The organism is Aeromonas sp. FDAARGOS 1403, from assembly GCF_019047325.1.
Classification (GTDB): Bacteria; Pseudomonadota; Gammaproteobacteria; order Enterobacterales; family Aeromonadaceae; genus Aeromonas; species Aeromonas dhakensis.
Genome location: NZ_CP077249.1, coordinates 2,169,096 through 2,189,304 on the forward strand (window position 1 = coordinate 2,169,096; position 20,209 = coordinate 2,189,304).

At 64.1% G+C, this 20,209-nt stretch carries 22 protein-coding genes and 1 pseudogene; 21 read left to right on the forward strand and 2 right to left on the reverse strand.

The window, feature by feature from the left end:
* Window positions 1-44: 44 nt before the first annotated feature.
* The 19 genes and pseudogenes from I6L33_RS10345 (at window position 45) to I6L33_RS10435 (ending at window position 17,562) form a co-directional block, all read left to right on the forward strand.
* Window positions 45-1,220, forward strand: a complete 1,176-nt coding sequence (locus I6L33_RS10345) for an acyl-CoA dehydrogenase (protein WP_216974009.1) — start codon at window positions 45-47, stop codon at window positions 1,218-1,220.
* Window positions 1,220-2,374, forward strand: a complete 1,155-nt coding sequence (locus I6L33_RS10350) for a CaiB/BaiF CoA-transferase family protein (protein WP_216974010.1) — start codon at window positions 1,220-1,222, stop codon at window positions 2,372-2,374. Before I6L33_RS10345 ends, I6L33_RS10350 begins: the two co-directional genes overlap by 1 nt.
* A 148-nt stretch (window positions 2,375-2,522) precedes the next feature.
* The gene (locus I6L33_RS10355; protein WP_216974011.1) at window positions 2,523-2,933 is read left to right on the forward strand and encodes a VOC family protein; all 411 of its coding nucleotides are present in this window, start codon (window positions 2,523-2,525) and stop codon (window positions 2,931-2,933) included.
* A gap of 102 nt (window positions 2,934-3,035) precedes the next feature.
* Window positions 3,036-3,725, forward strand: a complete 690-nt coding sequence (gene phoB, locus I6L33_RS10360) for a phosphate regulon transcriptional regulator PhoB (RefSeq protein ID WP_005298527.1) — start codon at window positions 3,036-3,038, stop codon at window positions 3,723-3,725.
* A 9-nt stretch (window positions 3,726-3,734) separates the two neighbouring features.
* On the forward strand, window positions 3,735-5,030 hold the full coding sequence (gene phoR, locus I6L33_RS10365) for a phosphate regulon sensor histidine kinase PhoR (RefSeq protein ID WP_005298529.1): 1,296 nt from the start codon (window positions 3,735-3,737) through the stop codon (window positions 5,028-5,030).
* A 377-nt stretch (window positions 5,031-5,407) separates the two neighbouring features.
* The gene (locus I6L33_RS10370; protein ID WP_005298532.1) at window positions 5,408-6,382 is read left to right on the forward strand and encodes a PstS family phosphate ABC transporter substrate-binding protein; all 975 of its coding nucleotides are present in this window, start codon (window positions 5,408-5,410) and stop codon (window positions 6,380-6,382) included.
* A gap of 149 nt (window positions 6,383-6,531) precedes the next feature.
* On the forward strand, window positions 6,532-7,338 hold the full coding sequence (locus I6L33_RS10375) for a M48 family metallopeptidase (RefSeq protein WP_017780627.1): 807 nt from the start codon (window positions 6,532-6,534) through the stop codon (window positions 7,336-7,338).
* Window positions 7,326-7,832 carry a GNAT family N-acetyltransferase gene (locus I6L33_RS10380; protein ID WP_201880435.1) on the forward strand — a complete coding sequence of 169 codons (507 nt, stop codon included), beginning with the start codon at window positions 7,326-7,328 and terminating at the stop codon, window positions 7,830-7,832. The genes I6L33_RS10375 and I6L33_RS10380 overlap by 13 nt, the downstream gene beginning before the upstream one ends.
* A gap of 109 nt (window positions 7,833-7,941) precedes the next feature.
* The gene (locus I6L33_RS10385; RefSeq protein ID WP_214454098.1) at window positions 7,942-8,844 is read left to right on the forward strand and encodes an ROK family protein; all 903 of its coding nucleotides are present in this window, start codon (window positions 7,942-7,944) and stop codon (window positions 8,842-8,844) included.
* Window positions 8,845-8,886: 42 nt separating this feature from the next.
* Window positions 8,887-9,612 carry a copper homeostasis protein CutC gene (locus I6L33_RS10390; protein ID WP_010634723.1) on the forward strand — a complete coding sequence of 242 codons (726 nt, stop codon included), beginning with the start codon at window positions 8,887-8,889 and terminating at the stop codon, window positions 9,610-9,612.
* A gap of 34 nt (window positions 9,613-9,646) precedes the next feature.
* Window positions 9,647-9,739: pseudogene (locus I6L33_RS10395) on the forward strand (copper homeostasis protein CutC); the annotation flags it as partial.
* A gap of 199 nt (window positions 9,740-9,938) precedes the next feature.
* Entirely contained in the window at window positions 9,939-10,550 is a 612-nt protein-coding gene (locus I6L33_RS10400; RefSeq protein ID WP_005298548.1) for an FKBP-type peptidyl-prolyl cis-trans isomerase, read from the forward strand.
* 129 nt (window positions 10,551-10,679) lie between these two features.
* The gene (locus I6L33_RS10405; protein WP_017783484.1) at window positions 10,680-11,561 is read left to right on the forward strand and encodes an ABC transporter ATP-binding protein; all 882 of its coding nucleotides are present in this window, start codon (window positions 10,680-10,682) and stop codon (window positions 11,559-11,561) included.
* 73 nt (window positions 11,562-11,634) lie between these two features.
* Window positions 11,635-12,648 carry an ABC transporter permease gene (locus I6L33_RS10410; protein ID WP_126882322.1) on the forward strand — a complete coding sequence of 338 codons (1,014 nt, stop codon included), beginning with the start codon at window positions 11,635-11,637 and terminating at the stop codon, window positions 12,646-12,648.
* Window positions 12,645-12,971 carry a DUF2845 domain-containing protein gene (locus I6L33_RS10415; RefSeq protein ID WP_005298553.1) on the forward strand — a complete coding sequence of 109 codons (327 nt, stop codon included), beginning with the start codon at window positions 12,645-12,647 and terminating at the stop codon, window positions 12,969-12,971. The genes I6L33_RS10410 and I6L33_RS10415 overlap by 4 nt, the downstream gene beginning before the upstream one ends.
* A 461-nt stretch (window positions 12,972-13,432) precedes the next feature.
* Window positions 13,433-14,452, forward strand: coding sequence for an amino acid ABC transporter substrate-binding protein (locus I6L33_RS10420; protein ID WP_005298555.1), 1,020 nt, complete (start codon window positions 13,433-13,435; stop codon window positions 14,450-14,452).
* Between the two features lie 61 nt (window positions 14,453-14,513).
* A complete protein-coding gene (locus tag I6L33_RS10425) occupies window positions 14,514-15,701 on the forward strand; it encodes an amino acid ABC transporter permease (protein WP_236664646.1) in 1,188 nt (395 codons plus the stop codon).
* 9 nt (window positions 15,702-15,710) lie between these two features.
* Window positions 15,711-16,805, forward strand: coding sequence for an amino acid ABC transporter permease (locus tag I6L33_RS10430; RefSeq protein WP_017780619.1), 1,095 nt, complete (start codon window positions 15,711-15,713; stop codon window positions 16,803-16,805).
* 13 nt (window positions 16,806-16,818) lie between these two features.
* On the forward strand, window positions 16,819-17,562 hold the full coding sequence (locus I6L33_RS10435; protein ID WP_005298561.1) for an amino acid ABC transporter ATP-binding protein: 744 nt from the start codon (window positions 16,819-16,821) through the stop codon (window positions 17,560-17,562).
* A 105-nt stretch (window positions 17,563-17,667) separates the two neighbouring features.
* On the opposite strand, the gene I6L33_RS10440 is transcribed toward I6L33_RS10435, so the two are convergent.
* Window positions 17,668-17,883 carry a DUF1107 domain-containing protein gene (locus I6L33_RS10440; RefSeq protein WP_005298562.1) on the reverse strand — a complete coding sequence of 72 codons (216 nt, stop codon included), beginning with the start codon at window positions 17,881-17,883 and terminating at the stop codon, window positions 17,668-17,670.
* Between the two features lie 172 nt (window positions 17,884-18,055).
* Here I6L33_RS10440 and yfcD point away from each other — a divergent pair, with 172 nt between their 5' ends.
* Window positions 18,056-18,559: an NUDIX hydrolase YfcD gene (gene yfcD, locus I6L33_RS10445; protein WP_017783488.1), complete on the forward strand. Its 504-nt coding sequence runs from the start codon at window positions 18,056-18,058 to the stop codon at window positions 18,557-18,559.
* A gap of 63 nt (window positions 18,560-18,622) precedes the next feature.
* Here yfcD and I6L33_RS10450 read toward each other — a convergent pair whose 3' ends face one another.
* Window positions 18,623-19,549 (reverse strand): phenylacetate--CoA ligase family protein, encoded by a 927-nt coding sequence (locus tag I6L33_RS10450; protein WP_005298566.1) that lies wholly within the window; start codon window positions 19,547-19,549, stop codon window positions 18,623-18,625.
* 126 nt (window positions 19,550-19,675) lie between these two features.
* Between I6L33_RS10450 and I6L33_RS10455 the strand changes: the two genes are divergently transcribed.
* A complete protein-coding gene (locus tag I6L33_RS10455; protein ID WP_021463332.1) occupies window positions 19,676-20,149 on the forward strand; it encodes a peroxiredoxin in 474 nt (157 codons plus the stop codon).
* Window positions 20,150-20,209 lie beyond the last annotated feature (60 nt).

Consider the following 20,209-nt stretch of genomic DNA (forward strand, 5'->3'; position numbering starts at 1 on the left):
CAAGAGACCCTTTGATGATTCTTTTGCATGGCATGGAGTGCTTTATGACGCGTACCCGATTTGATTGGCAAGACCCCTTCTTTCTCGATGGCCAGCTTGGCGAAGAGGAGCGGCTCATCCGCGACGCCGCCCGCGACTACTGCCAGGCGCGGCTGATGCCCAGGGTACTGGAGGCCAACCGGCGCGAGCAGTTTGACCGCACCATCATGAACGAGCTGGGGGAGCTGGGGCTGCTCGGCGCCACCCTGCCGGAGCAGTATGGCTGCGCCGGGGTCAATCACGTGGCCTACGGCCTCATCGCCCGGGAGGTGGAGCGGGTCGACAGCGGCTACCGCTCGGCCATGAGCGTGCAATCCTCGCTGGTGATGCACCCGATCCACGCTTATGGCGACGAGGCCCAGCGCCAGCGCTGGTTGCCAGGGCTGGCCCGGGGCGAGCTGGTAGGCTGCTTTGGTCTCACCGAACCGGACGCGGGTTCGGATCCGGGGTCCATGAAGAGCCGCGCCGAGCGGGTCGACGGCGGTTATCTGCTGACCGGCAACAAGATGTGGATCACCAACTCCCCCATCGCCGATCTGTTCGTGGTGTGGGCCAAGCTCGATGGCGAGATCACCGGCTTCGTGCTGGAGAAGGGGATGGCCGGGCTCTCTGCCCCCAAGATCGAGGGCAAGTTCTCCCTGCGCGCCTCCATCACCGGCGAGATCGTGATGGAGCGGGTCTTCGTGCCCGAAGCCAACCGGCTGGCCGGGGTGAGCGGCCTCAAGGGGCCGTTCGGCTGCCTCAACAAGGCGCGCTACGGCATCGCCTGGGGGGCGCTCGGCGCTGCCGAGTTCTGCTGGCACGCCGCCCGCCAGTACGGGCTGGGTCGTCAGCAGTTCGGCCGTCCGCTGGCCGCCACCCAGCTGTTCCAGCTCAAGCTGGCCAACATGCAGACCGAGATTGCCCTCGGCCTGCAGGGCTGTCTGCAGGCTGGGCGCCTGATGGATGAGGGGCGCTGCCCGGTGGAGCTGGTGTCGCTCATCAAGCGCAACAGCTGTGGCAAGGCGCTGGAGATTGCCCGCGTCGCCCGCGACATGCACGGCGGCAACGGCATCAGCGACGAGTTTCACGTCATTCGCCACGTGATGAACCTGGAGGCGGTCAACACCTACGAGGGAACCCACGACATCCACGCCCTGATCCTGGGGCGGGCCCAGACCGACCTGCAGGCGTTCGAGTGATGGGGCCCCTTGCCGGCGTGCGCGTGCTGGATCTCAGCCGTGTGCTGGCCGGCCCCTGGGCCAGCCAGCTGCTTGCTGATCTCGGCGCCGACGTGGTGAAGGTGGAGGCCCCCGGGCGCGGTGACGACACCCGCCATTGGGGCCCGCCCGAGCTGGTGGCAGGGGAGGCGGCCTACTTTCATGCTGCCAACCGGGGCAAACGCTCCATCGCCCTGGACCTGGTGCGCGACAGAGACACCCTGCTGGCATTGGTGGACTGTGCCGACGTGGTGATCGAGAACTTCAAGGTGGGGGGACTGGCGCGCTTTGGCCTCGATTATCCGAGCCTCAAGGCCCGCCGCCCAGAGCTCATCTACTGCTCCATCACCGGCTTTGGCCAGGACGGCCCCTGGGCCCAGCGACCCGGTTACGATCTGCTGATCCAGGGGCTGGGCGGGTTGATGAGCATCACGGGTCAACCCGACGGGGTGCCCGGCGGCGGGCCGGTCAAGGTGGGGGTGGCGCTCGTCGACATCCTCACCGGCCTCTACGCCACCATCGGCATCCAGGCGGCCCTGCGCCATCGGGAGCGAACCGGGGAGGGTCAGCAGATCGATCTCGCCCTGCTCGACGTGTCGGTGGCGGTGCTGGCCAACCAGGCGATGAATTATCTCGCCACCGGCCAGGCGCCCGGGCGCCTTGGCAACGGCCACCCCAATATCGTCCCCTACGACGTCTATCCCACCAGCGATGGCCACCTCATCCTGGCGGTGGGCAACGATGGCCAGTTTGCCGCCCTGGCGGCCCTGCTGGGGGAACCCGGGTGGGCGCAGGACCCCGACTTTGCCACCAACGCCGCCCGGGTGCGCCAGCGTCACCGGCTCAACGCCCTGATTGCCGAGCGGCTGCTGGCGCGCAGCAGCGCCCAGTGGAGTGCCATGCTGGAGGTGGCCGGGGTGCCGGGCGGCCCCATCCTCACCCTGGATGCCCTGTTTGCCCTCGAGCAGGGGGCGGTGCGGGGCTGGGTACAGCAGGTGCAGCGCGGCGAACAATCCTTGCCCACCCTGGCCAATCCGCTGCATCTGTCGGCCACCCCGGTGCGTTATGGGCGCGCTTCGCCGGCGCTGGATGGTGACCGGAATAGCGTGCTGCGCGACTGGCTCGGACAGGAGTGAACCGGTTGCTTTAAGCGGGGAGTTCGCGCCTGCCCGGCGCCATGTTCCTCTCTTCCATCCTCTGCCATCTCATCTGCCCCGGTGCTGGAGCCCGGGGCCGTCCCCCGTTATGATGCGCCCCGTCCATTCATCTGTTGAGGAACTTCCCATGGCACAACACATTGGCGCCCTGGCCCTGCTGGTGGCCGATTACGACCAGGCCATCACCTTCTTTACCCAGGGACTGGGGTTCGAGCTGCTGGAAGACACTCCCCTCGACGAGCCGGGCAAACCGGGCAAGCGCTGGGTGCGGGTTGCTCCCAAGGGTACCCCCGGTTCCGCCCTGTTGCTGGCGCGGGCTGCCACCCCGGAGCAGCGGGCCGCCATCGGCCAGCAGGGGGGCGGCCGGGTCTTCCTGTTCCTCGAGACTGACGACTTCTGGGGCGACTACCGGCGCATGCAGGCATATGGTGTCCATTTTTGTGAACAGCCGCGCACCGAGCCTTACGGCACCGTGGTGGTATTCGAGGACATCAGTGGCAATCGCTGGGATCTGCTGCAACTCACTGCTGCCAACTGAATCTGAAAACGTTTATCATCCCGCCTGTCATAAAGTCATAAAAGTGTCACAGAAAGTTCTAATAATTGGCGCACCCATCTTCACAGAGGAGAGAGAAGGGATATGGCTAAGCGAATTCTGGTGGTCGAGGACGAAGCACCGATCCGCGAAATGCTCTGCTTCGTGCTCGAGCAGAAGGGATATGAAACAGTAGAAGCTGAAGATTTTGCCGACGGATTGGCGAAGGTGCGCGAACCCTACCCCGAACTCATCGTGCTGGACTGGATGATGCCAGGTGGCAGCGGCATCCAGTTCATCAAGCAGCTCAAGCAGGATGAGGTGACCCGCCAGATCCCGGTGGTGATGCTGACCGCCCGCGGCGAGGAAGAGGACAAGGTGCGCGGGCTGGAGGCGGGGGCCGATGACTACATCACCAAGCCGTTCTCCCCCAAGGAGCTCACCGCCCGCCTGCATGCGGTGATGCGCCGCGTCTCTCCCACCTCGGTGGATGAGGTGATCGAGGTGCAGGGGCTCAAGCTGGATCCTGTCTCCCACCGGGTCAGCGCCGAGGAGAAGGCCCTCGACATGGGGCCGACCGAATTCAAGCTGCTGCACTTCTTCATGACCCACCCGGAGCGGGTCTACAGCCGCGAGCAGCTGCTCAACAACGTCTGGGGTACCAATGTGTACGTCGAGGACAGAACCGTGGATGTGCATATCCGTCGCCTGCGCAAGGCCATTGAAGAGACGGGGCATGATCGCTTGATCCAGACGGTGCGCGGCGCGGGCTATCGCTTCTCAACCCGTCTCTAAGAGGCACTTATGTTGCAACCATACGCCTGGCGGCGCCAGTTGTGGCGAATGGCATTCTTCTATGCGCCCTTCGTCTTGGTCGGCTGGCTGACGGAGAGTCTGGCCCTGTGTCTGTTGCTGGCTACCGTCATGCACCTGGGCTGGCACTACCGTTTCCAGAAGCGGCTGTCGGACTGGCTGTGGCACGATCGCAGCCTGGTGCCTCCCAACGGCAGCGGCAGCTGGGAGTACATCTTCAACGGCATCTACAAGCTGCAGCAGCGCCACCGGGCCCGCCGCCGCGAGCTGGCGGGTCTCATTCGCCGCTTTCGGGAAGGGGCCGAGGCACTGCCCGATGCGGCCGTGGTATTTCGCACCGACGGCAGCATCCTCTGGTGCAACCGGCTGGCGGAGCAGCTGCTCGGCTTTCGCTGGCCGGAAGATGCCGGTCAGCACATCGGCAACCTGATTCGCAATCCTGCCTTCGGCGCCTACCTAGGCAAGGGAGAGTATGACGAACCGTTCGAGATGACCTCGCCCATCAACGAGGAGAAGTTTCTCGAGTTTCGCATCATGCCCTATGCCGAGGATCAGGCCATGCTGGTGGTGCGGGACGTGACCCGGCTGCGCAGCCTGGAGAAGACCCGCAAGCATTTCGTCTCCAACGTCTCCCACGAGCTGCGCACCCCGCTCACCGTGCTCAAGGGGTATCTGGAGATGACCGAGGAGCCGCCGCCGCCCGCCATGTGGGCCAAGGCACACAGGGTGATGATGGAGCAGACCATCCGCATGGACAACCTGGTCAATCAGCTGCTCACCCTGTCGCGGATCGAGGCGGCGCCCACCGTGGATCTCTCCCATCTGGTGGACATGCCCGCCATGCTGGGGCTGCTGGAGCAGGAGGCGCGGGCGCTCTCCGGCGAGCGGGCCCACCAGATCGAGTTCATGGTGCAGCCCAATCTGCTGGTGCGCGGCGATCAGGATCAACTGCGCAGTGCCGTCTCCAACCTGGTCTACAACGCCATCCACTACACCCCGGCGGGGCGCAAGATCACGGTGGAGTGGCGCAAGCAGGGGACGATGGCGCTGTTTGCGGTGCAGGACGAGGGGGAAGGGATCCCGCCCGAGCACCTGGCGCGGCTCACCGAGCGGTTCTACCGGGTCGACAAGGCGCGCTCGCGCCACACCGGCGGCTCCGGGCTCGGCCTTGCCATCGTCAAGCATGCCCTGAGTCACCACGACTGCCAGCTCGACATCGAGAGCCGGGTCGGCCTTGGCAGCCGTTTCAGCTTCCTCATCCCCGCTCGCATGGTGGTGTTGAAATAAGCTTTTCAAGCAATGGGTTAGCAATGAAAAGAGGGCGGCGATGGCGGCCCTTTTTTCATTTGGTCAAAAGCCTCGCCATGTCATTAAAGTGTCACATTAAATCCATAAATTTGTCACTGCCAGGTCAGATACTGGCGCCGTCTTGAGAACGGACCTGTGCCAGTGCGGCGCAGGGAGAGAATGAAACGCGACCGGCCGATCGCCCCACTCGGGATGCCACCACGTTTCGGCCTCAGATTGATGACTGCCTTCCACCGCCCAGGAGTCGGGCCAAAGAGGGCAGGGAATGACACTCAGCGCCCCGGTCGGATGACCGGCACTGAGCCAAGTTAACCCGTGTTTTGATGGACTGCGTTCTGCAACCTTGGAGAGATTGGATGAAACTCAACAAACTGGCTGGTGTAATCGGATTCACCGCAGCAACCCTGTTTTCCGTCAGCGCCCTGGCTGCCGGTGTGGATAAAAATCTGCCGGATTACACTCCGACCAGCGGCATCTCGGGCAACCTGTCCTCTGTCGGCTCGGACACCCTGGCCAACATGATGACCCTGTGGGCCGAAGAATTTAAGCGCATGTACCCCAACGTCAACGTGCAGATCCAGGCCGCCGGTTCCTCTACCGCGCCGACCGCGTTGACCGAAGGTGTCGCCCAGTTTGGCCCCATGAGCCGCGCCATGAAGTCCGGCGAGGAAGAGGCGTTCGAGAAGCGCTACGGTTACAAGCCGACTGCCATCCGCGTCGCGGTCGATGCCCTGGCGGTGTTCGTCAACAAGGACAACCCCATCAAGGGCCTGTCCATGCAGCAACTGGATGCCATCTTCTCCAGCACCCTCAAGTGCGGTGAAGCCAAGGCGGCCACCAAGTGGGCCGACCTGGGTCTGGACGGCTCCTGGTCTGGCAAGGATCTGCAACTGTTCGGTCGCAACTCCGTCTCCGGTACTTACGGCTACTTCAAAGAGCACGCCCTGTGCAACGGTGACTTCAAGAGCGGCGTGAACGAGCAGCCGGGCTCCGCCTCCGTGGTGCAGTCGGTCTCCTCCTCCCTGAACGGCATCGGCTACTCCGGCATCGGTTACGTCACCTCCGGCGTGCGCGCCGTACCGCTCTCCAAGGATGGCAAGACCTTCATCGAAGCGACCTCCGACAACGCCATCACCGGCAAGTATCCGCTGTCGCGCTTCCTGTACGTCTACGTGAACAAGCACCCGAACAAGCCGCTCTCCCCGATGGAGCAAGAGTTCCTGAAGATGGTGCTCTCCAAGGCGGGCCAGAACATCGTCGCCAAAGATGGCTACGTACCGGTACCGGCCAAGGTGGTCGAAGCCGACTTGAAGAAACTGGGCATCATGTAAGCCGGTTTCCTCTGCCAGACGGGCCCCGCGGGGCCCGTTTTCTTTTTGGGCCGGCTGTGACCGCTTTCGCCGGACCGGGTGATTTGTCGACTTGCACCGGACGCCCGCATTTCCGAAAATAGGGCATCTTTATGGTGAAGGACACCTCCATGACATCTCCCCTGTTCAAGCTTGGCCTGGCGGCACTCTGTACGACCCTGCTCGCCAGCTGTGCCCAGTCTCCCACCGGTCGCAGCCAGATGCTGCTCTTCTCGCCCCAGCAGATGAGCAAGCTGGGGGCTGACTCCTTCGAGCAGATGAAAAAGCAGGAGAAGGTGAGCAAGGACGCCAGAGTGAACGCCTATGTCTCCTGCGTCGCCAAGGCGGTGACCGCCCAGGTGCCCGCCAGCTACGGCATCACCAACTGGGAAGTGGTGGTGTTTGACTCCAAGCAGGTGAACGCTTTCGCCCTGCCCGGCGGCAAGATCGGGGTCTACACCGGCCTGCTCAAGGTGGCCAAGAATCAGGATCAGCTCGCCACCGTCATCGGCCACGAGCTGACCCACGTGCTGGCCCAGCACTCCAACGAGCGGCTCTCCCGCAGCCAGCTGACCGGCCTTGGGCTGGCGGCGGCCGACATCGCCATGGGCAGCAGCGAATACCGCGGCGCCACCATGGCGGCGCTGGGGCTCGGGGTCGAGGTCGGCGTCATGCTGCCCTATGGCCGCGAGCAGGAGAGCGAGGCGGACAGGCTGGGCCTGGATCTGATGGCCCGCGCCGGTTTCAACCCCGCCGAAGCGATCCCGCTCTGGCAGAACATGAGCGCGGCCGCGGGCGGCAATGCGCCGCCCCAGCTGCTCTCCACCCACCCCAGCAACGAGAGCCGGATCGCCGAGCTGCAGGCCCAGCAGGCTGAGGCCGTGCCGCTCTATCAGCAGGCCCGCGCCTCCGGACTGGTGCCTCAATGCAAGGCATAAGCCTGCGCATGGCGCGGTCCGATGACGCCGCCGCCATGACGGTGATGCAGCGGGCCAGCTGGCTCGCCGCATATGGCGGCGTGCTCGGTACCGACATGCTGGCCCAGCTGGCGGTCACCGAGCACCTGCAGATCTGGCAGCGCCGGCTGGCGGAGACGGGCCCAAGGCCCATGCTGCTGTGCCAGGACGAGGTGGTCATCGGCCTGCTCTACTGGCAGCCGGAGCTGGCGGGGGAGTACCCCACCGCCTGGATCCGTGCCTTTTACCTGCATCCCGACCACTGGCGCCAGGGCCACGGCAAGCGGCTGTGGCAGGCGGTGGCGATGCAGATGCGGCGCGCCGGCTGTGAAGGCGTCAGATTGTGGCTGCTCGATGGCAACCACATCGGCGAGGGGTTCTATCTGCGCCGCGGCTTCGTCTTCGATGGTCAGGAGCGCACCCTGATGAGCCTCGGCCAGCCCTGCCTGCAGCGACAAATGTTTCGTTTGCTTTGATCTCTCTCCCGTTTTTCGCCCTCGGTCACTTTATTTTTTTTGCGAATTAATACAATGTCCCCCTCTGGACAGGCTGAGGTGAGGCGGCTCACCGACAAGGGAGTGTGGCATGTATTACGGCTTTGATATTGGTGGCACCAAGATAGCGTTCGCCGTCTATGACGGCGCCTTGAATCTCTGCCACGAGGAGCGCGTGAGCACTCCCGGCAATGACTATCAGGGGCTGCAGCAACTCATTCGCGAGCGGGTCGAACAGGCGGATGCCCGTTTCGGCGCGCGCGGTGCGGTAGGCATCGGCTTTCCCGGCATTCTCAACCGGCACGACCACAGCATAGTGGCGGCCAATCTGCCCTCCATCAATGGTCGCCACCTGGGCGCCGATCTGGCCGAACTGCTGGGCAGACCGGTCAAGGTGGACAACGATGCCAACTGCTTCCTCTGGTCCGAGGTACATCAGGGGGCGGCGGCGGGTGCCGACAGCGCCCTCGGCGTCACCATAGGCACTGGCATCGGCGGCGCCGTCTATCTGGCGGGCAAGCTGATCCAGGGCCGCAACTGGCTGGCGGGGGAGATAGGCCACTACCCGCTGCCGGCCACCATGCTGATGAAGTACCCCGACCTGCCTCGTCCCCGTTGCGGCTGCGGTCGCCTGGTCTGTTTTGAAACCTATGCCTCCGGCACCGGGCTGGAGCGGCTCTATCACCACTTCCACGGCCAGCGTGCCAGCGGCCACCAGATAGTAGGGCGCTTCGAGGCGCACGAGCCCCATGCGGTGGCCGCGGTCGACTGCTGGCTCGAGATCATGGCCGCCGGGCTTGCCACCGCCATCTCGGTGGTCGACCCCGACGTGGTGGTGCTGGGGGGCGGCCTGAGCGGCCTGCCCGCGCTCTATGAGCAGTTGCCGCTGCGCCTGCCCGGTCACCTGCTGCCCGGGGTCGCCCTGCCCGAGATCCGCGAGGCCCGCTTCGGCGGCGCCGGCGGGGTGCGCGGGGCCGCCTTGCTCAATTTATGAGATCAGATCCGGGGTCTGATCTCCCCAATAAAGGAGTCCATCATGACCTCTCTTGAAATCTGTATCGACAACCTGGAATCCCTGTTCACTGCCCAAGCGGCCGGCGCCGATCGCATCGAGCTCTGCTCTGCGCTGGGGCTGGGCGGCCTGACCCCCTCCTATGGCTTCATGCAGCTGGCGGCGCGCCATGCCACCATTCCCGTCTACGCCATGATCCGGCCCCGGGCCGGCGATTTCTGCTTTGGCGAAGGGGAGTTCGAGATGATGCTGCAGGATATCGCGGCGGCCCGTGCCGCCGGCCTGCAGGGGGTGGTGGTCGGTCTGCTGGACGAGGAGGGACGGGTGCCTGCCGCCAGACTCGGCCAGCTGGTGGAGGCAGCGGGGCCCCTTGGCGTCACCTTCCACCGCGCCATCGACCTCTCCTCCGACTGGCGCCTCGACTTGGAGACCATAGTTGCCGCCGGCTGCGAGCGCATTCTGAGCTCGGGCCATGCACCGACTGCGCTGGCGGGGCTTGAGACCCTGCAGGCGATGCAGCAGGCGCTGGCGGGGCGCGCCAGCCTGATGCCCGGCGCCGGGGTCAATGCCGACAACGTGCGCACCATCATCGAGTTTACCGGGGTGAACGAAGTGCACATGTCCGGCATGGGCTGGCGCGGCGGCATGGTGCCCCATGGCGTCAACATGGGCACCTCGGACGATGGCCGGGTCAATATCACCGACGGCGCCAAAGTTGCAGCGGTACGGGCTCTGCTGGACAGGGGCTGATACGGGCCGCGCGGCGGCATGGTGTCTCGTCATGGGCGTCAGCATGGACACCTCGGACGACGGTCGGGTCAATATCACCGACGGCGCCAAGGTGGCGGCGGTGCGGGCTCTGCTGGACAGGGCCTGATACGGTTTGAATGTGAGCAGGGGTGATGGTGCTCTGTTTTGCTCCCTTCTCCCCTGGCGGGAGAAGGGCCGGGGATGAGGGGGCTGATGTGAGGCACCTCCCACCTGGGGGCAAAACCGGGGACAGGCCGGCAGCACCCGGCGCAAAAGTCTGATATTATCCCGTCTCTTTTACCCTCAGGACCCGGAGCAACTTCTCAATGTCCCAATACGACTCTATCGAACAGAAGGCCAGCTATGGCATCGGCCGCAACATGGGTGATCAACTGGCGCAGCAAGCCTTCGCCGGTCTGGATATCCCGGCCCTGCAGCAAGGTCTGGCAGATGCCCTGAATGGTCTGGAGTTCGCGGTCAGCCGTGACGATATCAACGATGCCTTCCAGGTCATCACCGCCCGCATGCAGGAAGAGCAGGAAGCCGTTGCCAAGGCTGCCGCCGCCGAAGGCGAAGCCTTCCTGGCCGACAACGCCAAGCGCGCCGAAGTGAAGACCACCGAGTCCGGTCTGCAGTACGAAGTGTTGGTGGAAGGTAACGGTGCCGTACCGGTAGCCGGTCAGTCCGTGCGCGTGCACTACCATGGTACCTTCACCCACGGTGGTGTGTTCGACAGCTCCGTCGCCCGCGGCCAGCCTGCTGAATTCCCGGTAACTGGCGTGATCGCCGGCTGGGTAGAAGCGCTGCAACTGATGCCGGTTGGCTCCAAGTGGAAGCTCTACATTCCGCAGGATCTGGCCTACGGCGCACGCGGTGCCGGTTCCATCCCGCCGTACTCCGCCCTGGTATTCGAAGTGGAGCTGCTGGACATCCTGTGATCCGGCTGGCTTGATTGATACAGACGGCGACCCTCGGGTCGCCGTCTGTTTTTTTGCGCCGCGCACGGCGGGGCATGGGCAGCGCCTGCGCTTTTGGATATAGTCATGGCTCCTGCTGGGAGAGCGCCCATGGCTGCCATCATTGAAGTCGTCGATCTCGTCAAGCACTTCCCCGGCGTCAAGGCGGTGGACGGGCTCAGCTTTGCAATTCCTGCCGGCAGCTGTTTCGGCCTGCTCGGCCCGAACGGGGCGGGCAAGACCACCACCATCGAACTGCTGGAGGGGATCCTCACCCCGGACAGCGGCCAGATCCTGTTCCACGGAGCCCCGCGCGGCCCCGACTATCGCTCCCGCATCGGCATCCAGTTCCAGCACACGGCGCTGCAGGATTTCCTGACGGTGCGCGATACCCTGCGGCTGTTTGCCAGCCTCTACCCGGCCCCCTTGCCCCAGGCTCAGCTCATCGAGCTGTGTGCGCTGGGGGAATTCATCGATCGGGACAGCCGCAAGCTCTCCGGCGGTCAGCGGCAACGGCTGCTGCTGGCCTTGGCCCTGCTCGGCGACCCCGAGCTGCTGTTTCTGGATGAGCCCACCACGGGTCTCGATCCCCAGGCCCGTCACCACTTCTGGCAGCGCATCGAGGCGATCAAGGCGCAGGGCAAGACGGTGGTGCTTACCACCCACTACATGGACGAGGCCCAGCAGCTGTGCGATCAGATTGCCATCGTCGATCACGGCCATCTGCTCAGCCTGGATACCCCGGTCGCCCTGCTGGCCCAACACTTTGACGGCGTGCTGGTGCGCCTGGCGGCTCACCCGGCCCTCGCCAGTCTCGGCTACCCCCTGCGCCCGCTGGGCGAGCAGGTGGAGCTGAGCTGCCCCGACGTGGCGGACTTGCTACCACGGCTGCTGAGCCTGGGCGTGCCGCTGACCGGCATGCAGGTGCGCTCCCCCAACCTGGAGGATCTCTTCCTGAACCTGACCGGCCACAGCCTGCGGAGCGGCGCATGAAAGCTACCCCGTGGCACCCCGCAGCGGCGCCTGCCGGCATGCCGCTCCAGCCTGCCAGCCCAAGGAGCACCAGATGACGGGATCACTCAAGCGCATCGGGGCGCTCTTCTATGCCCGCAACCTGGAGTTCGTGCGGGATCGGGCCGCGCTGATCTGGAACCTGGCCTTTCCGCTGCTGCTGGTACTGGGGTTCACCCTTATCTTCTCCGGCCCGCCCAAGCCGCTGGTGCAGATGGGCGTGGTGGGGGAGCTGCCTGCGGCCTATGCCCCACTACGCGCCGTGCCGCTGCTCAAGATCATCCCCTATGACGAGGAGGAGAAGGGCCGGCTCAAGGTGCGCCACCACCAGCTGGATCTGCTGCTCTCGCCCGGCACGGGCCGTTACTGGATCAACCCGGATGCCCCCCAGGGCGCCATGGCCGAGTACCTGCTGCGCCAGGCCGTGCCGGTGCAGCTGGTGCGGGAGACTCTGAGCGGGCGCGCCATTCGCTATGGCGACTGGCTGCTGCCCGGGGTGATCGGCATGAACCTGATGTTCTCCGGCCTGTTCGGGGTGGGCTTCGTCATCGTCCGTTACCGCAAGAACGGGGTGCTCAAGCGGCTTGGGGCCACTCCGCTCTCGGCCGCCGAGTTTCTCTGCGCTCAGCTGCTGTCGCGCATCCTGATCACCCTGGTGGTGAGCCTGCTGGTGTTTCTGGTGGCCTACTTTCTGCTCGGGGTGCCGTTGCTCGGCTCGGGCTGGCTGCTGCTGTTGATCGCCCTGTTGGGTGGGGCGTCCATGGCCTCCCTCGGTCTGCTGGTGGCGGCCCGCATCCAGAACGAGGAGCTGGCGAGCGGGCTGCTCAACGTCATCAGCATGCCGATGATGTTCCTCTCCGGCGTCTGGTTCTCGCTGGAAGGGGCTCCAGCCTGGCTGCAGCAGCTGGCAGCCAGGTTGCCGCTCAGCCAGATCATCGCGGCGGCCCGTGCCGTCATGCTGGAAGGGGCAGGCTGGGCCGAGGTGGCGGCGCCACTGGGCTTTGTCCTGCTGTTTACGCTCTGCTGCATCACCCTGGGCAGCGCCCTGTTCAAATGGAGTTACAGATGAAGCTATCGATGAAGTCACTGCCGCTGGTTGGCGGAACCCTGTTGGCCCTGCTGCTGAGTCTGCCGGCCAGTGCCGGCGCCATGCGATGCAAGAATGCGCTGATCACCGAAGGGGACAGCACCGCCGAGATGCTGATCAAGTGCGGCGAGCCCATGCTGCGCGAGGAGCTGACCCGCAACGAGGAGAACCAGTTCGGCAACCTGGTGCAGGTGAAGTATGGGGAGCGCTGGACCTACAACTTCGGCAAGAACGAGTTCATGCGTTTCGTCACCGTGCGCAACGGGGTGGTCACCGATATCGAGAACGGCCCGCGCGGCAATTGATCCTGCCGACCGGATGCTGCGCGCCGAGTGCGGTGGTGTGGCTCCGGTCTCTTTCCTGCGTTTACGCCCCCGTTTCCACCTTTCATCCCTCTCTTCCGGTTGCCCGGTATTGGTTCATTCCCCCCAATAATGAGCCCTGTTGTTGGCAAAATGCGCCCGATAAATACATTGTCAGCGCGCTTTTCTGCCCCAATCCGGTGCGCCCGATTTTTTGCGAAAAATAATCCTCACGTTATCGGGGGCTTGGAACCGTAGGCCATTTTGCGAATAAGGGTCTATTTTTAATTCTAAGAGTGCATATCGGCCCGTAGACCTATTTTGTGCTGCTGCACCAAGGTTGGGCCGGCTTGCACCGATTGACAGGTTTTTGAGCCGCTCGATAAGCTGTGAAAAAGCAGAGAAACGAAGGCATCTTGCCAGGTTCTGGTGCCTATTTGAATCAAACCACAGGGAAGCGTGAGATGAAGCAGATACACAAGGCAGGTATGGTGATGGTGCTGTCGCTGGTGGCAGCCAATGCATGGGCAGACGGCACCCTGGATGCCGTCAAGAAGAAGGGATTCGTGCAGTGCGGGGTGGGTGATGGCCTGCCTGGCTTTTCCAATCCGGACGCCAAGGGCACCTGGACCGGTCTGGACGTGGACGTGTGCCGCGCCGTGGCCGCGGCCGTGCTGGGGGATGCCGGCAAGGTGAAGTATGTCTCCCTCACCGCCAAGGAGCGTTTCACCGCCCTGCAGTCCGGCGAGGTGGATCTGCTGTCGCGCAATACCACCTGGACCCTGACCCGGGACGGGTCGCTGGGCCTGACCTTTGCCGGGGTGAACTACTACGATGGTCAGGGCTTTCTGATCAAGCAGTCCCTCGGGGTGAAGAGCGCCAAGGAGCTCGACGGTGCCGCCGTCTGCATCCAGTCTGGCACCACCACAGAGCTCAACCTGGCGGACTATTTCCGCGCCAATGGCGGCATGAAATATACCCCTGTGGTGTTCGATACCTCGGATCAGACCGTCAAGGGCTTTGAGGCGGGCCGCTGCGACGTGCTGACCTCGGATCAGTCCCAGCTCTATGCCCTCAAGATCAAGCTCAGCAAGCCGGCGGAGGCCATGGTGCTGCCTGAGGTGATCTCCAAGGAGCCGCTGGGGCCTGCCGTGCGCCAGGGTGACGATCAGTGGTTCAAGGTGGTGCGCTGGAGCCTGAACGCCATGCTCAACGCCGAGGAGGCCGGGGTCACCAGTGCCAACGTGGACGAGATGCTCAAGTCCACCAACCCGGATATCCGTCGTCTGCTGGGGCTGGAAGAGCCCAAGGGGTCGGTGCTGGGGCTGGATGACAAGTGGGCCTACAACATCGTCAAGCAGGTCGGCAACTATGGCGAATCCTTCGATCGCAACGTCGGTGCCGGCTCCCCCCTCAAGATCGAGCGCGGCATCAATGCGCTCTGGAACAAGGGTGGCCTGATGTACGCGCCGCCCATCCGCTGAGTCGACAACCATCGGGGGGCCGAGGCCCCCCATTTCCCCTGGCTTTGTCGGAGTCATCCTCATGGCGTTACACGCATCAAACCATAGGAAGGAACAGGGCCGCTGGTGGTATGACGCCAAGGTGCGGGCATTGATCTTCCAGTGCCTGGCCATCGCGGTCGTGGTCGGGTTCCTGTTCTACATCATCCACAATGCCCTGACCAATCTGGCCACCCGTGGCATCACCACCGGCTTCGATTTTCTGGGCAACACGGCGGGCTTCGGCATCCTGCAGAGCCTGATCCCCTATGACGAGACCTATACCTTCGGCCGTACCTTTCTGGTGGGGCTGCTCAATACCCTGCTGGTCTCCGTGCTCGGCATCCTGTTTGCCACCCTGCTCGGTTTCATGCTCGGGGTGGCGCGCCTGTCGCGCAACTGGCTGGTGGCCAAGATAGCGACCGTCTACATAGAGACGTTTCGCAATATCCCGCTGCTGCTGCAGATCTTCTTCTGGTACTTCTCGGTGCTGCGCACCCTGCCATCTCCGCGCCAGAGCGTGGATCTGGGGGGGCTCGCCTTCCTCAACGTGCGGGGCTTCTATCTGCCCAAGCCCCTGTTCGAAGAGGGATTCGGCTACGTGCTCTTGGCCCTGCTGATCGCCGTGGTGTTGAGCTGGGGGCTGAGCCGCTGGGCACGGCGCCGTCAGGCCCTGACCGGCAGGATATTCCCGTTCTGGCGCAGCGTGGCCGCCCTGGTCATTCTGTTGCCGGCCGCCGCCTTCTTGCTGGCGGGCAGCCCGCTCAGCTGGAGCGTACCGGCCCTGCAGGGGTTCAACTTCCGGGGCGGTCTGACGGTCCTGCCCGAGCTAGCGGCCCTCTTGCTGGCGCTCACCATCTACACGGCGGCCTTTATCGCGGAGATAGTGCGCTCCGGCATCATGGCCATCAGCAAGGGCCAGACGGAGGCGGCCTCCGCCCTCGGGCTCTCACCCGCCAAGACGCTGCGGCTGGTGATCATTCCCCAGGCGATGCGGGTCATCATCCCTCCCTTGACCAGCCAGTATCTGAACCTCACCAAGAACTCCTCGCTGGCCACGGCCATCGGCTATCCGGATCTGGTGTCTGTGTTCATGGGCACCACTCTCAACCAGACCGGGCAGGCCATCGAGGTCATCGCCATGACCATGGGGGTCTATCTCGTCATCAGTATCACCACCTCGCTGCTGATGAACATCTACAACCGCAGAATGACGCTGGTTGAGCGCTAGGGAGTAGTCATGTTTGTGAACGAATTGCAGGAGGCTCTGCCGCCTCCCAGCCATCGCCGGGGCCTGGTCGCCTGGCTCAGGCAGAATCTGTTTCCCAACTGGTGGAACGGCCTGCTGACCCTGGTGCTGGCTTATCTGCTGCTGCCGCTGATCTGGTCTGCCCTGGACTGGGCGCTGTTCTCCGCCACCTGGCAGGGGAGCAGCCGCGAGGCCTGCGGCCAGGGCGGCGCCTGCTGGATCTTCATCGAGAGCCGGCTGGGGCAGTACCTCTATGGCTTCTACCCGGCCGATCAGTACTGGCGCATCAACCTGACCTTCGCCGGCCTGGCGGTGTTGCTGGCCCTGCTCATCTGGCCCAAGACCCCGCGCAAGGGGTGGCTGGCGCTGTTCACCCTGCTGGTATTCCCTGTCATCGCCTTCTTCCTCATCCATGGTGGGGCTGGGCTGGAGGTGGTGGAGACGAACCGCTGGGGCGGGCTGATGCTGACCCTGGTGCTGGCGGTGGTGGGCATAGTGGTTGCGCTGCCGTTCGGCATCCTGCTGGCGCTGGGGCGTCGCTCCCACATGCCGGTCATCTCCAGCCTCTGCACCGTCTACATCGAGTTCTGGCGGGCGGTGCCGCTCATCACCGTGCTCTTCATGGCGTCAGTCATGCTGCCGCTGTTCATGAGTACCGAAGTGGAGCTCGACAAGCTGCTGCGGGCGCTCATCGGCATCATCCTGTTCCAAGCGGCCTATGTGGCCGAGGTGGTGAGAGGCGGGCTGCAGGCGATCCCCAAGGGGCAGTACGAGGCGGGGGAGGCCCTGGGGCTCTCCTATTGGAAGGTGATGGGGCTCATCATCATGCCGCAGGCCCTCAAGATCACCATCCCCTCGCTGGTGAACACCTTTATCTCCCTGTTCAAGGACACCAGCCTGGTGCTGATCATCGGGCTGTTCGATCTGCTGGCCATCTCCAAGGTGGCGCTGGCGGATCCGGCCTGGCTGGGGTATTCCACCGAGGCGTATGTCTTTATCGCCATGATCTTCTGGATGTTCTGTTTTGGCATGTCCCGCTACTCCATCTATCTGGAGCGCAAACTCAACACGGGCCACAAGCATTAGGAGTAGTTTCGAGATGAAAACGGACGCTGTTGTCGAACTGAAAGCAGTCAACAAGTGGTACGGTGAATTTCACGTGCTGCGCAACATCAACCTGCAGGTGGGCAGAGGGGAGAAGATCGTCATCTGCGGACCATCGGGCTCTGGCAAGTCCACCATGATCCGCTGCATCAACCGGCTGGAGGAGCACCAGAGCGGGGACATCCTGGTCAAGGGCACGGCCCTGACCTCGGATCTCAAGAACATCGAGGCGGTGCGCCGGGAGGTGGGCATGGTGTTCCAGCACTTCAACCTCTTCCCCCACCTGACCGTGCTGGAAAATTGCTGCCTGGCCCCCATCTGGGTCAAGCAGCTGCCGCGCAGGGAGGCCGAAGAGATCGCCATGAACTTCCTGCGCCGGGTGCGGATCCCGGAGCAGGCCCTGAAGTATCCGGGTCAGCTCTCCGGCGGTCAGCAGCAACGGGTCGCCATCGCCCGCAGTCTCTGCATGAACCCCCAGGTGATGCTGTTTGACGAACCCACCTCGGCGCTGGATCCCGAGATGGTGCGCGAGGTGCTGGACGTCATGGTGGAGCTGGCACACGAGGGGATGACCATGCTCTGCGTCACCCACGAGATGGGGTTTGCCAAGCAGGTGGCGGATCGGGTGATCTTCATGGACCGGGGACAGATCATCGAGGAGAACGTGCCGGATCAGTTCTTCGACAACCCTCAGTCGGATCGGACCAAGCTGTTCCTCTCCCAGATCCTGCAACATTGAGCCGCATGGGGGGATGTCGTCCATAAAAAAGCCCGCACTCTGGTGAGCGGCGGGCAAGTAGTAAAAGCATGGACGCAGACTACAAAACAGAAAGGACTATGGAAGTTACCCCAACAGCAGGGTGGTGTGGCGCAGGCCGCGAACCTCCAGATTGATCTGCCGGGCCAGACTCAGGGTCTGACGGCAGGTCAGGCTCTCCAGATTGATCTCGCCGCCGCTGAACTCGAACCGCCCGTGGGTCTCCACCATGAAGCTGCCGTGATGGAAGCTCTTGATGTAGCGGGCAATCTGGCGGGGAGACAAGTTCTTGAACACCTTCATCACAAAACACCTGTTGCGTGGACAGGGCACACTATGGCTTCGTCAGGTGACACGGATGTGACAATTTATGGAGGTTTGTATGAATCCGGTTTGCCGTCGGCGGCCGGCCGGGACGCAATTGAAAAAAGGCTGCCATGACAAGCCGTTACCCCGATATACTGCGGTCACTTGGATGAATCAGAAGGGTCTGCGTGTGGAGTGGGTGGATGTGGTGGATGGAGAGAACCGGGTGATCGGCGTGGCCGAGCGGGCCAAGGTGCGGCGAGAGAACCTCTGCCACCGCGCCAGCTATATCCTGGTGCTCGACGAGGCTGACCGGATCCTGGTGCAGCGGCGTACCCTCAGCAAGGATTTCTGCCCCGGCATGCTGGACGCCTGCGCCGGCGGCGTGGTCACCACGGGCGAGCAGATGGAACCCTCCGCCCGCCGCGAACTGGCCGAGGAGCTGGGCATCGAAGGGGTGCCGCTACAGGGTTTTGGCACCTTCTATGCCGAAGGGGAGGGTTACCGGGTTTGGGGCGGCCTCTACAGCTGCCACTATCAGGGGCCGCTGCGGCTGCAGGCCGAAGAGGTGAGCGAGGTGTGCTGGATGAGCCAGGCGGAGATAGCCGCGCGGGCTGCCGAATTCACCCCCGACTCTTTGCTCGCCATCGCCACCTGGCAGGCGCGGCGCTGAGCAGCGTTGCATGCAGAACGGGCAGCCAGTGGCTGCCCGTTCTGTTTCTGGATGGATGGAACCTCATACCAGCCTGAGCCGCCGGTTGGTGCGCCCGCAGGGGCTGGCACCGGCGAGCCAGTGGCCCTGCCACTCGGTCACCAGGCGCAGCAGCGGGTATTCCAGATCGAGCCGGGTCACCACCAGCTGGCCGACGGTGTCGCCGATGACCGGCTCGCCGCTGGCCAGATCGATGATTTCGACCAGACAGTTCTCGTTGACGATGAACCCCTGGCCGGGCTGGCTCTCGTAGGCTATCACCCCGGCATCCTGCAGCAGCAGGCAGTTGAGCGCGCGGATGCCGTGCACCGCCTGCAGCGGCCGGGTGTCGGGGTGGGACGATTCGCATAGCAGGGCGCAGCGCAGGCTGTCGCTCGGCACCTCGGCCCGCTCTGCCGCCTCCAGCAGGTCCAGCAGCACCGCCAGCGGTCCGACGAAGCCGGTCGGCTCAAAGCGCTGCAACGCCTCCAGCTGGCGGCGGGTATCGTGGGGGCCGCAGGGTACCACCGGGCTCCCCAGCTGGCGGGCACCGTTGTCGAAGATGAAGGCGGTGGGGCTGATGTGATAGTCGTGACCGTTGAGCAGCACCTCCCCGGCCTTGAAACCGGCGGCGAACAGGGCCCGCGCAGCCCCCCACCAGTCGGCCCCGGCATATTCGGGAATGGCCAGCTGGCCGGGGCAGGCAAACACCCGCAGCGCCTGGCTGGCGGGGCGGCCGGTAAGGCCGGCAAAGGGCGGGTGGGCCTGCTGGGCGGCGAACAGCTCGCCGGCGTTGAGCAGGGGCAGGCTGGCCAACTCCCCCAGATCCTGCAGGCGGCGCTGGCGGTAGGCGCTGGAGTAACCGGTACAATACTGGCCGACATGGGCAAGCAGGTGGTTGAGCTGATCCAGCTGCTGCTGCTCGCGCAGGGGGGAGGGGCGAATTTCCAGTCCATCGTAATAGTGCTGCATGAAGCCTCCTTGGTCGGCTGATCCTGCTCAAGGTTAGTTCAAATGATCCCGGTAAAGGGGGGCCTGTGTCACAGCGCGGCCGTGGGGTAGACTGGGGCTCCTTCCCTCCACTTAAGGATGAGCACAATGATTGCGACGGGTCAGACCCTGCCTGCGGGCGAATTCACCTTCATCACCCCAGAGGGGAAACAACAGCGGGATAGCCACAGCCTGTTTGCCGGCAAGCGGGTGGTGCTGTTTGCGGTGCCCGGCGCCTTTACCCCCACCTGCTCCAACGCCCATCTGCCGGGCTATGTGGTGCTGGCCGATCGGTTCAAGGCCAAAGGGGTGGATGCCATCTGCTGCCTGTCGGTCAACGACGCCTTCGTGATGAAGGCGTGGCAGGATGCCCAGAACGCCGCTGCCATCACCATGCTGGCGGACGGCGACGGCAGCTGGACCCGGGCCCTGGGGCTGGCCAAGGAGACCGGCGCCTTTGGCGGCGTGCGCGCCCAGCGCTTTGCCCTCATCGCCAATGACGGCGTGGTGGAGCGGCTCTTCGTGGAGGCGCCGGGCAAGTTCGAGGTGTCGGATGCCGAGAGTCTGCTGGCGGCGCTGTGAAAGATTAATCGCCGTTTGATTTCATCTTGAAATAGCAAGGCGGCCCGTTACACTGTTGCC

Excerpts from the sequence above, each read along its gene's own strand:
- I6L33_RS10345 (WP_216974009.1), top strand. The coding sequence starts at position 45 with ATGACGCGTACCCGATTTGATTGGCAAGACCCCTTCTTTCTCGATGGC.
- I6L33_RS10350 (WP_216974010.1), top strand. The coding sequence starts at position 1,220 with ATGGGGCCCCTTGCCGGCGTGCGCGTGCTGGATCTCAGCCGTGTGCTG.
- I6L33_RS10355 (WP_216974011.1), top strand. The coding sequence starts at position 2,523 with ATGGCACAACACATTGGCGCCCTGGCCCTGCTGGTGGCCGATTACGAC.
- phoB (WP_005298527.1), top strand. The coding sequence starts at position 3,036 with ATGGCTAAGCGAATTCTGGTGGTCGAGGACGAAGCACCGATCCGCGAA.
- phoR (WP_005298529.1), top strand. The coding sequence starts at position 3,735 with ATGTTGCAACCATACGCCTGGCGGCGCCAGTTGTGGCGAATGGCATTC.
- I6L33_RS10370 (WP_005298532.1), top strand. The coding sequence starts at position 5,408 with ATGAAACTCAACAAACTGGCTGGTGTAATCGGATTCACCGCAGCAACC.
- I6L33_RS10375 (WP_017780627.1), top strand. The coding sequence starts at position 6,532 with ATGACATCTCCCCTGTTCAAGCTTGGCCTGGCGGCACTCTGTACGACC.
- I6L33_RS10380 (WP_201880435.1), top strand. The coding sequence starts at position 7,326 with ATGCAAGGCATAAGCCTGCGCATGGCGCGGTCCGATGACGCCGCCGCC.
- I6L33_RS10385 (WP_214454098.1), top strand. The coding sequence starts at position 7,942 with ATGTATTACGGCTTTGATATTGGTGGCACCAAGATAGCGTTCGCCGTC.
- I6L33_RS10390 (WP_010634723.1), top strand. The coding sequence starts at position 8,887 with ATGACCTCTCTTGAAATCTGTATCGACAACCTGGAATCCCTGTTCACT.
- I6L33_RS10400 (WP_005298548.1), top strand. The coding sequence starts at position 9,939 with ATGTCCCAATACGACTCTATCGAACAGAAGGCCAGCTATGGCATCGGC.
- I6L33_RS10405 (WP_017783484.1), top strand. The coding sequence starts at position 10,680 with ATGGCTGCCATCATTGAAGTCGTCGATCTCGTCAAGCACTTCCCCGGC.
- I6L33_RS10410 (WP_126882322.1), top strand. The coding sequence starts at position 11,635 with ATGACGGGATCACTCAAGCGCATCGGGGCGCTCTTCTATGCCCGCAAC.
- I6L33_RS10415 (WP_005298553.1), top strand. The coding sequence starts at position 12,645 with ATGAAGCTATCGATGAAGTCACTGCCGCTGGTTGGCGGAACCCTGTTG.
- I6L33_RS10420 (WP_005298555.1), top strand. The coding sequence starts at position 13,433 with ATGAAGCAGATACACAAGGCAGGTATGGTGATGGTGCTGTCGCTGGTG.
- I6L33_RS10425 (WP_236664646.1), top strand. The coding sequence starts at position 14,514 with ATGGCGTTACACGCATCAAACCATAGGAAGGAACAGGGCCGCTGGTGG.
- I6L33_RS10430 (WP_017780619.1), top strand. The coding sequence starts at position 15,711 with ATGTTTGTGAACGAATTGCAGGAGGCTCTGCCGCCTCCCAGCCATCGC.
- I6L33_RS10435 (WP_005298561.1), top strand. The coding sequence starts at position 16,819 with ATGAAAACGGACGCTGTTGTCGAACTGAAAGCAGTCAACAAGTGGTAC.
- I6L33_RS10440 (WP_005298562.1), bottom strand. The coding sequence starts at position 17,883 with ATGAAGGTGTTCAAGAACTTGTCTCCCCGCCAGATTGCCCGCTACATC.
- yfcD (WP_017783488.1), top strand. The coding sequence starts at position 18,056 with ATGAATCAGAAGGGTCTGCGTGTGGAGTGGGTGGATGTGGTGGATGGA.
- I6L33_RS10450 (WP_005298566.1), bottom strand. The coding sequence starts at position 19,549 with ATGCAGCACTATTACGATGGACTGGAAATTCGCCCCTCCCCCCTGCGC.
- I6L33_RS10455 (WP_021463332.1), top strand. The coding sequence starts at position 19,676 with ATGATTGCGACGGGTCAGACCCTGCCTGCGGGCGAATTCACCTTCATC.